This is a genomic window from Flavobacterium artemisiae (assembly GCF_042678225.1).
Classification (GTDB): Bacteria; Bacteroidota; Bacteroidia; order Flavobacteriales; family Flavobacteriaceae; genus Flavobacterium; species Flavobacterium artemisiae.
This window is the reverse complement of record NZ_JBHUDZ010000018.1, coordinates 699,565-714,625: the sequence shown is the minus strand read 5'-3', so window position 1 is coordinate 714,625 and position 15,061 is coordinate 699,565. Positions and strand designations below refer to the sequence as shown.

11 protein-coding genes are annotated in these 15,061 nt (G+C 34.1%); 5 read left to right on the top strand and 6 right to left on the bottom strand.

The features are described 5' to 3' along the window. Window positions 1-79 precede the first annotated feature (79 nt). The gene (locus ACFSC2_RS22950; protein ID WP_379813433.1) at window positions 80-2,434 is read left to right on the top strand and encodes a TonB-dependent receptor; all 2,355 of its coding nucleotides are present in this window, start codon (window positions 80-82) and stop codon (window positions 2,432-2,434) included. A gap of 25 nt (window positions 2,435-2,459) precedes the next feature. Beyond that, the gene (locus ACFSC2_RS22945; RefSeq protein WP_379813432.1) at window positions 2,460-3,722 is read left to right on the top strand and encodes a hypothetical protein; all 1,263 of its coding nucleotides are present in this window, start codon (window positions 2,460-2,462) and stop codon (window positions 3,720-3,722) included. Window positions 3,723-3,794: 72 nt separating this feature from the next. On the opposite strand, the gene ACFSC2_RS22940 is transcribed toward ACFSC2_RS22945, so the two are convergent. Then, window positions 3,795-4,229, bottom strand: coding sequence for a DoxX family membrane protein (locus ACFSC2_RS22940; RefSeq protein ID WP_379813431.1), 435 nt, complete (start codon window positions 4,227-4,229; stop codon window positions 3,795-3,797). A gap of 227 nt (window positions 4,230-4,456) precedes the next feature. Here ACFSC2_RS22940 and ACFSC2_RS22935 point away from each other — a divergent pair, with 227 nt between their 5' ends. Both ACFSC2_RS22935 and ACFSC2_RS22930 read left to right on the top strand, forming a co-directional pair. After that, entirely contained in the window at window positions 4,457-6,373 is a 1,917-nt protein-coding gene (locus tag ACFSC2_RS22935) for a tetratricopeptide repeat protein (protein WP_379813430.1), read from the top strand. Window positions 6,374-6,462: 89 nt separating this feature from the next. After that, a complete protein-coding gene (locus tag ACFSC2_RS22930; RefSeq protein WP_379813429.1) occupies window positions 6,463-6,855 on the top strand; it encodes a hypothetical protein in 393 nt (130 codons plus the stop codon). A gap of 88 nt (window positions 6,856-6,943) precedes the next feature. Here the strand turns inward: ACFSC2_RS22930 and ACFSC2_RS22925 are convergent, their stop codons facing one another. The 4 genes from ACFSC2_RS22925 to ACFSC2_RS22910 form a co-directional block, all read right to left on the bottom strand. Continuing rightward, window positions 6,944-7,993 carry an alpha/beta hydrolase gene (locus tag ACFSC2_RS22925; protein WP_379813428.1) on the bottom strand — a complete coding sequence of 350 codons (1,050 nt, stop codon included), beginning with the start codon at window positions 7,991-7,993 and terminating at the stop codon, window positions 6,944-6,946. Window positions 7,994-8,025: 32 nt separating this feature from the next. Then, window positions 8,026-8,439 (bottom strand): OsmC family protein, encoded by a 414-nt coding sequence (locus ACFSC2_RS22920; RefSeq protein WP_379813427.1) that lies wholly within the window; start codon window positions 8,437-8,439, stop codon window positions 8,026-8,028. 75 nt (window positions 8,440-8,514) lie between these two features. Further along, window positions 8,515-9,384, bottom strand: coding sequence for a helix-turn-helix domain-containing protein (locus tag ACFSC2_RS22915; protein ID WP_379813426.1), 870 nt, complete (start codon window positions 9,382-9,384; stop codon window positions 8,515-8,517). Window positions 9,385-9,553: 169 nt separating this feature from the next. Further along, window positions 9,554-10,108, bottom strand: a complete 555-nt coding sequence (locus ACFSC2_RS22910; protein WP_379813425.1) for a GNAT family N-acetyltransferase — start codon at window positions 10,106-10,108, stop codon at window positions 9,554-9,556. Window positions 10,109-11,354: 1,246 nt separating this feature from the next. Between ACFSC2_RS22910 and ACFSC2_RS22905 the strand changes: the two genes are divergently transcribed. Further along, window positions 11,355-12,368: a zinc-binding alcohol dehydrogenase family protein gene (locus ACFSC2_RS22905; protein WP_379813424.1), complete on the top strand. Its 1,014-nt coding sequence runs from the start codon at window positions 11,355-11,357 to the stop codon at window positions 12,366-12,368. A 650-nt stretch (window positions 12,369-13,018) separates the two neighbouring features. On the opposite strand, the gene ACFSC2_RS22900 is transcribed toward ACFSC2_RS22905, so the two are convergent. Next, on the bottom strand, window positions 13,019-14,623 hold the full coding sequence (locus tag ACFSC2_RS22900) for a class I SAM-dependent methyltransferase (RefSeq protein WP_379813423.1): 1,605 nt from the start codon (window positions 14,621-14,623) through the stop codon (window positions 13,019-13,021). Window positions 14,624-15,061: the final 438 nt, after the last annotated feature.

Sequence of the window (15,061 nt, the reverse complement as noted above, 5' to 3'; positions counted from 1 at the left end):
ATACTTTTGCAGTGGCAAATATAATTTATAATAAGTTTAAATAAAAACAAAGTTGGCGCTTAAATTAAACCTTATTTTTATGTTCTTGGCGGGCATTTTTCACTCGAATGCTTGTCCGGTTCGTTTTCAAATTGAAGATAATCTCGGAAATCCTTTATCTAATATAACCGTTTTAGCAGATAGTAAAACAGTAGGGGTGAGCAATAACCTAGGCGTGCTCCATTTTTCTCTCGAATCTGGAATTTACAATATTGAATTGATAAATAATGACGGAAGAAAACAAAAAGCAACCATTTCGATTGATTGCAGCAAAGAAAATCATTTCAAATTTACTTTTGAAAATCTGGATAAAAAATCGGCTGATTTAAAAGAAGTTTTGGTTCAGAATAAAACCATCAAAACCCAGATTGAAGAATCGCCTTTTTCGGTTCAGGTTATCGATCTTAAAAAACAATATGACAAAGCGGGCGATGTGGGTGAATTCTTAAATCGTGCTTCGGGCGTAAAATTGAGAACAAATGGAAATGTTGGTTCTCAAGTTCAGATCAATCTAGGCGGACTTCAGGGAAAAGCGATTCGTCTTTTTAAAGACGGAATTCCGATCGAATTGTTCGGACATGGCTTTAGTCTCGGAACTATTCCTGTAAACATGCTCGATCGTGTTGAAATTTACAAAGGGGTAATGCCTGTTTATCTGGCTTCGGATGCGTTGGGCGGCGGTGTAAATTTTGTGAGCAGAACTTCGAATAAAAACTTTGCCGAAGTATCGTATGAAATCGCTTCTTTCAATACACATCGCACAACAGCAAATCTTCATCTTCAAAATAAAAATAATTTTTACGGCGGTTTTAACGGTTCTTTAAATTATTCTGATAATGATTATAAAGTAAATGTTCCGATTCAGAATGCTACAAATGAGGAATTTAAAACGGTAAGGCGTTTTCATGATATGGCAAGATCCAATTATGCAGAAGGTTTTATTGGTTTTAAAGAAAAATCATGGGCAGATGATCTTCGTTTGACTTTAATTTATTCTGATTTCTACAAACAAATTCAGAACGATGCGCAGATGGTAAATGTGTACGGGCAGGCTTTTTCTAAAGAGCAGAATGTTACTGGAATGATCAATTACAAAAAGAAGTTTTTTGATGATAAATTAAAAGTAAGTTTCCTGACCAATTACGGTCACTTTAATACCCGATTTGTAGACACGGCGACAGTTCGTTACAATTGGAATGGAGAGATTATCGGCAGCAATTTACAGGCGGGAGAAATACGTGCAGGAAATTTACAGAAATTGAAATACGATCTTGTTTCTTCAAGATTGAACATGGAATACCAATTGTCTGATCGTAACTTTTTAGAATTTAGTGAGTTGTTTCAATATCAAAGAAGAAAAGGAAGTGATCCTTTGGGGGCAATTTCTCCAATTGATGGTACTGATGTAATGACAATTCCGGCAACGTACAGAAAAGATAATATGGCGCTGGCGTGGCGTTCTTTATGGATGGACAATAAATTGGAAAGCATTGCAGCAGGAAAATATTACCATTATAATACCAACGGATATACAACAGACAATTACGGTGCAGCTTGGAAATCATCAAAAGACGACAGTCAATTTGGCTATTTAGCAGGATTAAAATGGGCTGAGAAAAACTATTTAATCAAGTTTTCTTATGAATATGCAACGCGTCTTCCAGATGAATCTGAAATTTTTGGAGATGCAGTTATGATCCGAGAAAACTTAGACTTAAAACCAGAAAAAAGTCAAAATTTAAATTTAAACGCAGAATATTCCATTCTTAGAGAAAACAGCAGTTTAACTTTTTCGGGAGGATTATTTTACAGAAATGCCAAAGACGGGATTTTTCTGCAATACGATATTCCGTTCAGTCGATACATTAACTACGAACAAACCGAAATAAAAGGTTTTGAATTCGAAACCAATTATGCGCCTGTAAAATGGCTGAATACTGGGTTTAATGTAACATATCAGGATATTAGAAGAGTAGGTATTAAAGAAGCCACTTTTAGATATTTAAACGATTCGAGAGTTCCTAATATTCCATTTTTTTTCGGAAACTTTTGGGCGAACACTTATTTCAAAAATATATTTAAAGACGGCGATAATTTAAATTTTACTTGGAATGCCAATTATACGCACCGATTTTTTCTAGTGGCTATTCCTAAAAATCAAGAACCTTCTTTGTTTGGTCCTGTAAAAGATTTTCAGACTTCATTAATTATTCCGAAAGACGGACGAATTGGGCAGTTTTCTAATGATGTCGGAGTTTCTTATCGTTTTGCGGCGTATAAAACTACTGTTTCTGCAGAATGTAAAAACATTGGAAACGTGATGCTTTATGACAACTTTAATGTACAAAGACCCGGAAGATCTTTCCACCTCAAATTAGTATATAATTTTTTTTAAAATCAAACCATAAATCAGATCAATTATGAAAAGAAGTAATTCATTTCGTTCCGTACTAGCAGGATTTGCTGCTTGTATGATTTTATTTTCTTGCAGCAGCAATGACGATAATCAAACAGAAAATAATAATAACGATGATACACTGCCAAAGAATGAAACTTGGGTTATTTATAACGGTGCAGCAAACTGGAGCGGTGGTATTTATGCTCTAAAAGATAACAAATCTAGAGAAATCAACCTTTCTGGAATTCCGTTTCTTCAAGTGGCTTCTTCTTTAGGAGGAAGAACATTAGATAAAACCCTTTTTAAAGTAAATGATGTTTCGAACACGAAACAAGGGATTAACAAAATGGGAATCGACGCTACAGGTAAAATTGTAGATCAAGGATTTTTACCTTCTTTATCAAGTGCTTATGAGTCTAATTTCTTAGTAGCAAGTGCAACAGAAGGATATTACTGGGATAAAGTTAGAGGCGGATTAAAATTACAGACGTTCAACCCAACAACAATGGAAAGAACTGGAGAAATTGATTTTTCGTCACTTTCAGAAGGACAGCCTTTAGAGTCTATCGGACAATTAATTATTGCAAAAAGAGATAACAAATTATACCTTGATTTATTGTTAGGAAGTAAAGCTGCAGGAAACTGGCAGGTAACACCATCAACAAATGATGTAGCAATTGCAGTTTACGATTTAACTACAAAAAAGATCGAAAACGTAACAAGAATGGCTGGTACAACTAACTTAGGTGTATTTATCGATCACGTTTTATGGAGCTTAGATGAAGTTACAGGCGATTTGTATTTTGCATCTGTAAGTGATATGAAAATTCAGTCTTCGGCACTTTCTTCAAAAATTCTTAGAATTAAAAAAGGAGAAGTTAATTTCGATACAACATTTGTTATTGACATGAAATCATACCAATTCCCAGCTGAGTTCAACAGACTTTTTGCTCACAACGGAAAAATCTACACTACAATTCCATCAAGAGCAGTTTCTTACTACGGAGGCGGACAACACGGAGTTAAATACAGAGACGATGTTTGGTTCTGGAATGAAATTGATGCAGTTACTAAAAAAGCAACTCGTTTAAACATGCCGCCAGATAATTTCTATACAACACAAAATCCATTTTTCCACAATGGAGAAATCTATTTCTTATCAAACAGCACATCAGACGGTTTCTCAGGTGTAAACCAATACAACCCATCTACAGGAGTTGTTAAAGAAACATTCCGTCTAAAAGAAAGTGGTCGTATTATGGGATTCAATATTATCAAAGACTAATTAATTCTTAGATAGACTGCCCCCAAATACTATTTTTTTGAACAGAAGTAATTTTAAATTACTTCTGTTTTTTTATATCCTATTGTCAACAGCAAAAGATGTTTTCCCGATATTGGCTAGAAGCAAAGCAGCGGCAGCACTTGTTAATACAGAATAATCAAAAGGCGCTTTTATAGAAACCGAAATCGCCATTGCAATAGCAAAAAGCAGCATTAAAAACGAAGTTCCTAAAGCGGCAAGACGTGTTTTAAATCCGAATAATAAAAGCAGACTAAGTATGATTTCAAAGAAAGTGGCAATCGCGCCTAAAACTTCGGCTGTTGCTTTATTGGCAAACGGATTAAGCGTTTGGGTGTAGACAACAAAGTTTTCCCAATTTCCCCAAGCAACGCCATTTGATCCCGGTGCTCCCCAAAGTCCAAAACGATCAGCTACTGCCGAAAGCATGGTGATTCCTAAAACTATTCTCAAAATTAAACCTGCTTCTAATAGGGTTATGTTTTTCATTATAATTAACTAAATTTTATTTGAAGTTCAGACTGAACCTGATTTGATTTGTAAGTTATTCTAATTTTATGAACGCAGTTTTTTTGTAAAAATTGCCGAAATTTTAATTGCTGGCAAGACCTGCGCTAAAATCATTATTTATGATGATTTTCTCTCCAAGATGATCTTTTACATTTGTCGACTTTAATACTTGAGATAAATAAAGGAAACAATTAAAAATAAAAATCATGAGAAGTTATCGTTCGTATCAAAGAATTGACCCTATTTATTTTGGAGGCGAAATATTTTTTCCTGTCGGATTGGTTCTTGTTGCTGCTATTATTTCGTATGGATTACTTTTTGTTTTTGGTTTGTTCACAGCTCTCTTTTTTAATGTTTTTATTGCTTGGTGCGGTTATTTTTATGTGTATTATTACGGAAAATCAAAATCAAAAATCACATTCGAATTCTTGACGGTCGTTTTTCTCATTACGCTTCTTTTACTTTTTGTCGATTATGGAGTTTATGCGCTTGTGGAGTATCAGAAAACGGGCGCTTTTAATCAATTGTATTTTGCTGTTTGGCTGTCTATACTATTAGGATTTCCAGCGGTGTATTACATTCATTTATATAGCTCACATTATTATGCAAAAAAACGTCTGGCAGATACTTATTTTAAAACCTCTTTAAGCGTGTATCACGATAGAGAACTGCTCACACATATTGATTCGATTGTGTTTATCAATTCTTCTAAAAAGCTTATTTCAGATATAAAAATACAAAACGACAATTGTTTTTATTCTGAAAAAGAATTGGCAGCGATGGAGACTTCTTCTAAATATTATCATCTTAAAAAATCCGCTTTTTCCAGTTTAATACATATTCCTTTTAATGCCGATCAATTTGAAATGTCTTGGTATTCAATAATCGAAGATCAATATTATGATGTGAATGTTCCTTTTCCTTTTCATAAACTAATTTTAGAAGAAGAGAAATATCCAGTAAATGAATCTAAAAGCATTCGCGGAAAAAAATCAAAACGTTTACTGCTTCATATTTATCAAAATGGAGGTTTCAAATTATACAATGAAGATATTATTTTACTTGATTATTATACTAATCCTACAGTTGCGATTGAAGATAGTATTAAACAAGTAAAACTGATAGCAAATCAAAAATGTCATAATTATTATAATAACACAGAGCGTTTTTTGGAGCTTATAAAAGAGCTTAAATGGTCGAATACTATTGCCAAAAGACAGGAACTTCAAGACAAATTGGTGGTTTGGAATCTTAAATTTTCTGGACTCCATCAAGGTCATTATATCGAAATTGCCGATGCTTATTTTAAAAATCATAAACTCGAAAAAGATGGTGCCTTTCAGAGTGCATTACGACATCTGCCTGTCGAAATTACTTTTGTTTATAGAGGTTCGTATTTGTTTCCTTGGATGACTTTGCATATTGATACTTTAAAACTAAATGAATGTATCGAAGAAATTAAAAAAGAAGATTCAGATGAAGTTTCGTTTTTACTTCATTTTAAAAATACAGCGGCGCACGGTTTAGAATTTATCGTTAAAGCCAATGAGAATGAAACACATTTTGATGCTTGGGAAATTGTAATTGATGAACGCCACAAGAAAGAAATGGATGAAGATCAACAGGAACAAGAGGAAGAAGTTAGGAAAAGAGCGCTTTTAAAAGAAGCCTGGGATTTTGTATTTGCTAAAAATTATAAAGAAGCGCAAAAAAATTGTGAGGCGTTATTGGCTTTAGATCCCCAATACGGATTTGCCTATTTCCTAGAAGCGAGGCTTTTGTGGTATACCAAAGGTTTTGAAGCTTGTTACAGCAAACGCGATTATTTTTTTGCCAAAACAGCACACGAACCTGCCGCGCTGGCCCATATTTACAATAGTTTCGGCTGTATTTTAGATTTGGAACTGCGTTACGAAGAATCGATTCCGTATTTTGAAAAAGCAATCGAAATTAATCCAAAAGAACCTATCTATATCTGTAATCTCGGCGAAATGTATTATAAAGTAAAAGATCCAGCAAATGCTTTAAAAGAAGCCAAAAAAGCAAAAAGAATGGGTTACGAATCGGATATTTTGACTGAAATTTTGTCTAATAACGGAAAAATTGATTTGATCAATCATTAGTAAATCAATATCAAAATCATTATAAATAGTGATGTTTGCTATAATCTCTGATACTAATTTTGTTCCTATAAATAATTATAAAAATCACTATGGGATTAGCAGAAAAACGTTTAGCAGAATCTATTAAAACAGAAAAACTTCCAGCTTTTGAAGCAAAATTAAAAGAAAGAGCCGGTTATGATATTAAGGTAGATATTGATTGGAATACTTTTACGGCTTATGACGAATATCCGTTATCACGCCTTGATATTGTGTTTGATGACGTAGAATCTTTTGTAAAGAAAATTTGCACCGACGATATGGGAAAAGAAGCTTTAAAAGATAAAATGGCGACCATTCATTTAACCAATTCTGAAAATAATGACGATGTAAAAATGGAACTAAAAGAGGATACGCTGTTTCTTACGGTACAATTGGTACAATCTTCTTTTAATTCTCAAACCGATTCACAGCTTGCTAATTATGTAGAAGCGCTTTTGTAAACTTACAATTTCCTATTTTATATATTTTGAAAAAAAACTGGGATAGATTTGTTTCTATCCCAGTTTTTTGATTTTAAAAAAGCTTTACTTATTTCAAAGTAGTTTTAATTACAACCGCTGCTTGTAGAACCGCAGTTTGAATAGCAGGAACATTTGCAATCGGATTTAAAAGACCATAATCATGAATCAATCCATTGTATCTTGTTAAGGTTACAGGAACTCCAGCTTCGTTTAGTTTTCTAGCGTAAGCTTCACCTTCATCTCTTAAAACATCATTTTCAGCAGTCTGCACTAGAGCAGGAGGTAAATCTTTTAATTCTGCTAAACTAGCTTGTAACGGAGAAGCATATTTTTCTGTTCTTTTTGCAGTGTCTGGCAAGTAGTTATCCCAAAACCATTTCATCATATTTTTAGTTAAGAAACGTCCGTTGGCATATAAATTATAAGATTCAGTTTCAAAATTAGCATCGGTTACCGGCCATAATAAAACCTGCAATTTAATATGAGGACCTTTTTCATCTTTGGCCATTAAAGTAATTGCAGCAGTCATATTACCACCAACGCTGTTTCCAACAACCGCAAGGTTTTTTCCATCAACACCAATTTCTTTTCCGTTTTCAGAAACCCATTGCGTTGCAGCGTAGATTTCGTTAATCGCTACCGGATATTTAGCCTCAGGAGAAGGTGTGTAATCTGGAAAAACTGCAACAGCGCCGCTTTCTACAACCAAATCCCTAACCAATCTTCTGTGTGTTGGATAATCTCCCAAAACCCAGCCGCCGCCGTGAATAAAGATAAATACCGGAGCATTTGCTTTTGCACCTTTAGGTTTTGTAATATGAATTTTTACTTTTAAACCGTTTTGAGAAATCACTTTTTCAGATTCTTCAATTCCAGAATAATCTACTTCAACAGATTTTTGAGCGCCTACCAGAACATTTCTAGCATCTGCAACAGGTAATTGTTCCAAAGGTTTTCCGTCGCCAGAATTCAATGCGTTTAAGAAACCGCGTACTTCTGTAAATATTTCGGGGTCATTTTGTCCTTTATAAGGTCTTTCTTGTGCCATAATTACTGTATTTAAAGTTAATAGTGCTACTATAAATATACTTCTTTGTAATGATTTTATTGTTTTCATGATATTATATTTTTATGATAATGTTTTGATAATTAGTTTATAAGGTTTGCTTGTAGTACGATTTCAAAAGAAAATGCTTGACTCACTGGACACGTTTTTTCTGCGCCCTGAGCAATTTTTAAAAATTCTTCTTCTGAGATTCCCGGAACTTTTGCGTTTAAAACCAAAAGCGATTGCGTAATTTTTCCGTCGCTTAAAGTAATAGTAGATTGTGTAGTCAATTCATCTACTGTGAAACCTGCCGTTGTTAGGTCTAAGCTTAGTTTCATGGTGAAACAGCCTGCATGTGCAGCAGCCAATAATTCTTCTGGATTCGTTCCGATTCCATCAGCAAAACGGCTGTTAAAAGAATATTGCGTGTTTTGTAATACAGTACTATCTGTAGTAAGAGTTCCTTTTCCGGTTTTAATGTCACCGTTCCAAACGGCTTGTGCTTTACGTTTCATATCTTGTGTTTTATCAGTTATAATTTGATAGGACAAAGATATGGCGGTTGTAAAGCTCTAAAAATACACAAAAGTCTATTCTAATTGTATATTTTTCCCTTGAAGGTATTTTTTCTTGAAATTGGATGGAGTGTCGCCGACTTTATTCGTAAAAAGTCGGTTAAAATAAGCAGGATCTTCATACCCGAGCTGATAAGCAATTTCTTTTACACTCAACGAAGAATAGCCCAAAAGCCTTTTGGCTTCTAGAATAATTCGGTCTTTTATAATATCGTTGGGCTGTGTCAGCTCTAAACGATTGAATTTATTCGAAAGTGTTTTGGGAGCCACTCCCAATATATCTGCGTAATCGGCAACAGTATGTTTAGTTCTAAAATGAATTTCGACCAATCGGCTGAAATCCCTGAAGAAATCCATTTCTTTTGATGGTTCTTCGTTTAAAACGCCTAATTGCTGGATTTTCCAGATTCGGGTTGCTTTTATAATAAGCTGTTTCAAATAAGTTCGAATCATTTCTTCCTGCGAAGAATCTGGATTATCAAATTCGCCTTGAATCTGTTCGTAAATACCTTCAATAAATAAAACTTCTTTTTTAGGAAGCGTTGTCATTGGCATTTCAAAAATATTATTGAACAACAATCCGTCGCAGGCTACTTCGGCATCGTGAATCTGCACGCAGTAAAAATCGCGATTGTAATACATAAAATAGCCCTGCTTTTTTCCTTCTTTATTAATTTGAAGATATTGATTGCTGTTAATGAAAAAGAGGGAAGGACTTTTCGTTTGATATTGTTTAAAGTCAATTGTAACCGAATATTCTTCCGGAAGATAAAGAACTTTAATATACGCTTTGTATTCGTCGCTGTTAATTTCGTCCAGCGTTTCGGGATTTAAAATCAAGAAGCCCAGTTTTTTATAATTTGATTCGAATACTTTATAGTTCATTACAGCGTATTTTTTGGTATTAAAATTAAAGTTTTTTATAATCTAAACTAAACATTTGACGCGGATAAAACGGATTCGTTATCACGAAGACGCGGATTAGACGGATTTTTATATACTATTTAAAATCTGTTTTATCAGCGTTATAATCTACGTAAGCAAGATTTTACGTTTATTTTATTTGAAGATGTTCCAGTTTTTTTCCGACCAAAGTTTTTTCGCCGACAATTTCAAATCCGATTTTCAAGTAAAGGTTTTTCGCCAGCGGATTATCTTCTTCAACCAACAATCCTAAAGTCTGTTTGTTTTTATGGACATACTCTTCAATAAGAAACTTCAAAATTTTTGAGCCAATTCCTTTTCCCTGATAATTCGGATTCACACCTAATGAATCAATATAAGATTCTCCTTCTTTAGTTTCAAATTCGGGATCAAACTCAGGATTATAATTTTCGCGGACATATTTAATAATCGGATTTCGTAATTCTTCTATTGCAGCACCTTCATAAATATTTACAGCGCCGATGATTTCGTTATTTTCTTCGGCTACAAAACAATTTTGATAAGAGTATTGATTGTTTTCTCTTTCCACAAAATACTGTAGAAAGTCTTTCGCAGCAGCGTAATCTTCTTTTTTTATAAACTTGTATATAATGTCTTCCATTGCCAATAATAAAATAGGAGCAATGAATGGCGCGTCGGATATTTTTGCTTTTCTAATAATCATTTTTGAGATTTTAGTAGTACAAATTTACTTTAAATATATTTTTAAGTTGTTTTTTTGTTTCACGCAGATTTTTTTAAATAGTTCTCTCGCAGATTAAGCAGATCTGGCAGATTTTTTTTAAAATATATTTTTCTTGCAAAGTCGCAGAGTCGCAGAGTTTTTCTCATTTTATGTCATCCTGACGAAGGAAGGATCTTCGCAAGAAGCTCCACCCAGCAAGTTGCCAATCTTTGTAGAGTTACTTGCGAAGATCCTTCCTTCGTCAGGATGACAATACGTCGTCAATAAGCATTGAAATTAATCTGTTTAAATCAGCTAAAATCTGTTTAAATCTGCGTGAAACAAAAAAAATAATCTGCCAAATCTGCAAGAGTAAAATTTCACGCAGATTTAAAAAGATTTAGGCAGATAAACGCAGATTTTTTTAAATAGTTCTCTCGCAGATTAAGCAGATCTGGCAGATTTTTTTTTAAAATATACTTCTCTAGCAAAGTCACAGAGTCGCAAAGTTTTTTCTCAATGTATGTCATCCTGAAGAAGGAAGGATCTTCGCAAGAAACTCCATCACATAAGTCGCCAATCTTTGTAGAGTTACTCGTGAAGATCCTTTTAAGCGTTGAATTAATCAATAAAATTAATCTGTTTAAATCTGCTAAAATCCATAAAATCTGCGTGAAATAAAAAGAAAGAATCTGCACAATCTGCCAAATCTGCGAGAGTAAAATTTCACGCAGATTTAAAAAGATTTAGGCAGATAAACGCAGATTTTTTTAAATAGTTCTCTCGCAGATTAAGCAGATCTGGCAGATTTTTTTTAAAAAATATATTTCTCTCGCAAAGTCGCAGAGTCGCAAAGTTTTTTCTCAATGTATGTCATCCTGACGAAGGAAGGATCTTCGCAAGAAACTCCACCCAGCAAATTGCCAATCTTTGTAGAGTTACTTATGAAGATCCTTCCTTCGTCAGGATGACAATACGACTTCAATAAGCATTGAATAATCAATTAAAATAATCTGTTTAAATCAGCTAAAATCTGTTTAAATCTGCGTGAAACAAAAAAATAATCTGCACAATCTGCACAATCTACGAGAGTAAAATTCAATGGCAAAAAAACTTAGCATCTTAATAACTCAGAAACTTAGCATCTTTAAAAAAATATACCGATTTAGTATAAAAATATACCATTTGTAAAATCTAAACAGCTTATATCTTTGTTCTTATAATTAAAAAAGAAAATCATAAACATATGAAAGCTATAGGATTTAAAACATCATTACCCATTGAGGATCAAGACAGTTTTATCGAATTTGAAACGGTAAAACCAATACCTGCAGGGCACGAATTATTAGTAAAAATAGAAGCGGTATCGGTAAATCCGGTTGATTTTAAAATACGTCAAAGCGCAGCGAAAGAAACTGTTTTGGAAACGCCAAAAATTATCGGCTGGGATGCTGTCGGAATTGTTCAGGCTGTGGGAGAAAAAGTAACTTTATTTGAAGTTGGTGATCCTGTTTACTACGCGGGAGATATTACGAAACAAGGTAGCAACGCCGAATATCAAGTTGTTGATGAACGAATTGTGGGCAGAAAACCAAAATCATTATCGATTGAAGAAGCGGCTGCAATGCCATTAACGACTTTAACGGCTTGGGAAATTCTTTTTGACCGAATCAGAATCAACCCCGAAAAAGACAAAGGAAAAAGCATTTTGATTATCGGCGGCGCAGGAGGCGTGGGGTCAATTGCGATTCAGCTGGCTAAAAAGCTTGCAGGTTTAACCGTAATTGCAACGGCTTCTAGACCCGAAAGTATTGCTTGGTGCAAAGAACAGGGCGCTGATTTTGTAGTTAATCATAAAAATTTGGTAGAAGAAGTTCGAAACGCTGGTTTTCAATACGTTGATTTTATATTAGATTTTGTTGATACCAATTTCTATTGGGATATTATGGCAGAATTGATTAAACCGCAAGGTCATATTGCTTCTATTACAGGAAGTGCTGAGCCAGTTGTTTTGAATAAATTAAAAGGTAAAAGTGTTTCTTTTTCCTGGGAATTAATGTACACGCGCTCTATGTTTGAAACCGATGATATTCAGGAACAGCATAATATTCTCAACAAAACAGCGGATCTTCTAGACGAAGGTGTTTTAAAACATACTTTAAAAGAAACGCTGATCGGACTTACGGCAGAAAACCTCAAAAAAGCACATCAAAAATTAGAATCGGGAACTACGATTGGAAAAATTGCGATTAAGTTTTAATAATTAAAAACGAGAGTAAAGTTTCACGCAGATTTTAAATGGATTTTAGCAGATAAAAGCGGATTTTTTTTAAATAGTTCTCTCGCAAAGTCGCAAAGTTTTTTCTCATTTTATGTCATCCTGACGGAGGAAGGATCTTCGCAAGAAGCTCCACCCACCAAGTAGCCAATCTTTGTAGAATTACTTGCGAAGATCCTTCCTCCGTCAGGATGACAATATGATGCCTATTGGCATTGAATTAATCAATAAAATTAATCTGTTTAAATCAGCTAAAATCTGTTTAAATCTGCGTGAAACAAAAAAAATCTGCACAATCTGCCAAATCTGCGAGAGTAAAATTTCACGCAGATTTAAAAAGATTTAGGCAGATAATTTCTCGCAAAGTCGCAAAGTTTTTTCTCATTTTATGTCATCCTGACGGAGGAAGGATCTTCGCAAGAAGCTCCACCCAGCAAGTCGCCAATCTTTGTAGAGTTACTTGCGAAGATCCTTCCTCCGTCAGGATGACAATATAATGTCTATAAGCATCGAATTAATCAATTAAAATAATCTGCACAATCTGCCAAATCTGCGAGAGTAAAATTTCACGCAGATTTAAACAGATAAAAGAAGATCACGAAAGATTTTCTTTCAAATTTCTCTCTCAGTTTTTATTTCCCTTTCAATAAATTAATGCTAACTGTAGCGGTATCAGCATCTGGGAATCTTTTAAAGACTGCCTTGTCAGGAAATAATCCAGCTTCTGCTGCAATAGCATTAAAAACATCAATTTCAACAATATATTGATCCGAGAAACCATGCGTGGCGTCATAGGCTGTTGCGGGAGTTCTGCCTAAATTTTGAGCCGTAAGTTTCGGATTTATAGTATGCAGTTCAATTAAAAGCAAACCAAATTTATGTACGTATGGAGACCATTTTTGTAAATGTTCCAAAAGATTATCTTCCGCCAGGTTATTACTAATTCTTTTTCCGCGATACGCAAATGCGCCTGTAGATTTACTGACTCTGTTTTCGTCAATATGTTTGGGTTCCTGCCAGATTCTGTTATGGTCTAGAAAAGTCCTTACGTTTAAAAGGTCTTTTAAATCGATGTTATAATTTTCCTTTAAATCATTGGCCAATAAATCTGGACGGCCTATATCGCCCCAAATTACTTTTGCCCAAATATCGGCTTTTATTAAATTGGCTCTGGTTACTTTTAATGCCGTTTGATTATAATCGGCACCAACGAGAAATAACGGATATTCGTCGAGCATTTTACCTCTTAAAGTTTGTCTGTCGATGACTTCGAAAATATGCTGTAGAAAAGCTCCGTTGCCGCATCCCATATCGAGAATTCCTTTTGGTTGTTCTTCAATCGGAAGATTAAAAAGCTTGATTAGAATTTCATCTACTACTTTAAAATAAGTGTCGTGTGCACCGCCACTTCCCCAAACATTCATTTCGCGGTCTACGTGTGTTTCGGTTTCGCCTTCGGCAGTTCTTAAAGCATCGGGATTGCCAAAAATCAATTCTTCTATTTTGGCAAAAGTAGGCAGATAAGAAACGGTAACGCCGTAAGCACTAGCTCTTTTGGCAAAAAATAAACCTGCTTCTGTAAATTGATAATTGCCGTTTTTTTCCAGAAACCAGCCCAAATGCACAAAAAAGTCTAAGATCTTTTTAAAATTTTCAGGTGATTTATGAAATTCTTCTGGACGGAAAGAAGTCTCCATAAAATATTTATGAAACATTCCGTTCATCGCCAGACGCACAATTGTTGGGCCGATCAAATAACCTTCAATATGTTTTAAAATCTGCTCCTGAATGATGTTTGTTAACTGATCCTCAGAAGGCTCAATTCCGTATCTGTTTTTATATTTTTCGAAAATAAGATTCAGTTTTTCAAATGGCGTATCTTCAAACAAACGCGGATGAAACTGAATCGATAATTGAAGCAGTGCCACGACATCTTCATACAAATGAAAAAGCGAAAAAGCTGTTTCTGTTTTGTCATTGACAGAAATCGTAATAACCTGAGTTTTATTATCAACTTCATATTCCAGAAAACCCTGTGAAGCCAAAACTCTTAAACCGACATTGAGATAGCCTTCATTGGCTTTAAAAGCAGCAGTAAGTTCTGATAAGGTTATCTGTTCTTTATTTAAAATATAGTCTAAAATAAATTTGTTTTTGAATGCTATTGCCACTGGAGCTGTAACTAAACCGTCCAGATGTCTGAAAATGGAACTTAAACATTGTGATTTATCAGTCATATATGTAAAAATGAAGTTAGTTTAAAATTAGTGATTTTTTTGAAACTAATGATATTCATTTTAACTCGGAACTTTGACAAAGCTTATCGCAAATTAGGTTGGGTTTAATTTTTTAAACACATAGAAACATAGATTTTTTGTCTTAAAAAAAAAGGTAATTTAAAGAAACTCGTTTCTCACACATAGTTTTGAGAGAAGAACTTCGATTTTTAATTCGCAGTTTTGTCAAAGTTTTAAACTTTGACAAAGTTTATCGCAAATTAGGTTGGGTTTAATTTTTTAAACACATAGAAACATAGATTTTTTGTCTTAAAAAAAAAGGTAATTTAAAGAAACTCGTTTCTCACACATAGTTTTGAGAGAAGAACTTCGATTTTTAATTCGCAGTTTTGTCAAAGTTTTAAACTTTGACAAAGTTTATCGCAAATTAGGTTGGGT

What these genes read in the sequence shown, in the direction of transcription:
- ACFSC2_RS22905 (WP_379813424.1), top strand. Translation starts at nt 11,355, where the DNA reads ATGAAAGCTATAGGATTTAAAACATCATTACCCATTGAGGATCAAGAC.
- ACFSC2_RS22935 (WP_379813430.1), top strand. Translation starts at nt 4,457, where the DNA reads ATGAGAAGTTATCGTTCGTATCAAAGAATTGACCCTATTTATTTTGGA.
- ACFSC2_RS22925 (WP_379813428.1), bottom strand. Translation starts at nt 7,993, where the DNA reads ATGAAAACAATAAAATCATTACAAAGAAGTATATTTATAGTAGCACTA.
- ACFSC2_RS22900 (WP_379813423.1), bottom strand. Translation starts at nt 14,623, where the DNA reads ATGACTGATAAATCACAATGTTTAAGTTCCATTTTCAGACATCTGGAC.
- ACFSC2_RS22915 (WP_379813426.1), bottom strand. Translation starts at nt 9,384, where the DNA reads ATGAACTATAAAGTATTCGAATCAAATTATAAAAAACTGGGCTTCTTG.
- ACFSC2_RS22910 (WP_379813425.1), bottom strand. Translation starts at nt 10,108, where the DNA reads ATGATTATTAGAAAAGCAAAAATATCCGACGCGCCATTCATTGCTCCT.
- ACFSC2_RS22940 (WP_379813431.1), bottom strand. Translation starts at nt 4,229, where the DNA reads ATGAAAAACATAACCCTATTAGAAGCAGGTTTAATTTTGAGAATAGTT.
- ACFSC2_RS22930 (WP_379813429.1), top strand. Translation starts at nt 6,463, where the DNA reads ATGGGATTAGCAGAAAAACGTTTAGCAGAATCTATTAAAACAGAAAAA.
- ACFSC2_RS22945 (WP_379813432.1), top strand. Translation starts at nt 2,460, where the DNA reads ATGAAAAGAAGTAATTCATTTCGTTCCGTACTAGCAGGATTTGCTGCT.
- ACFSC2_RS22920 (WP_379813427.1), bottom strand. Translation starts at nt 8,439, where the DNA reads ATGAAACGTAAAGCACAAGCCGTTTGGAACGGTGACATTAAAACCGGA.
- ACFSC2_RS22950 (WP_379813433.1), top strand. Translation starts at nt 80, where the DNA reads ATGTTCTTGGCGGGCATTTTTCACTCGAATGCTTGTCCGGTTCGTTTT.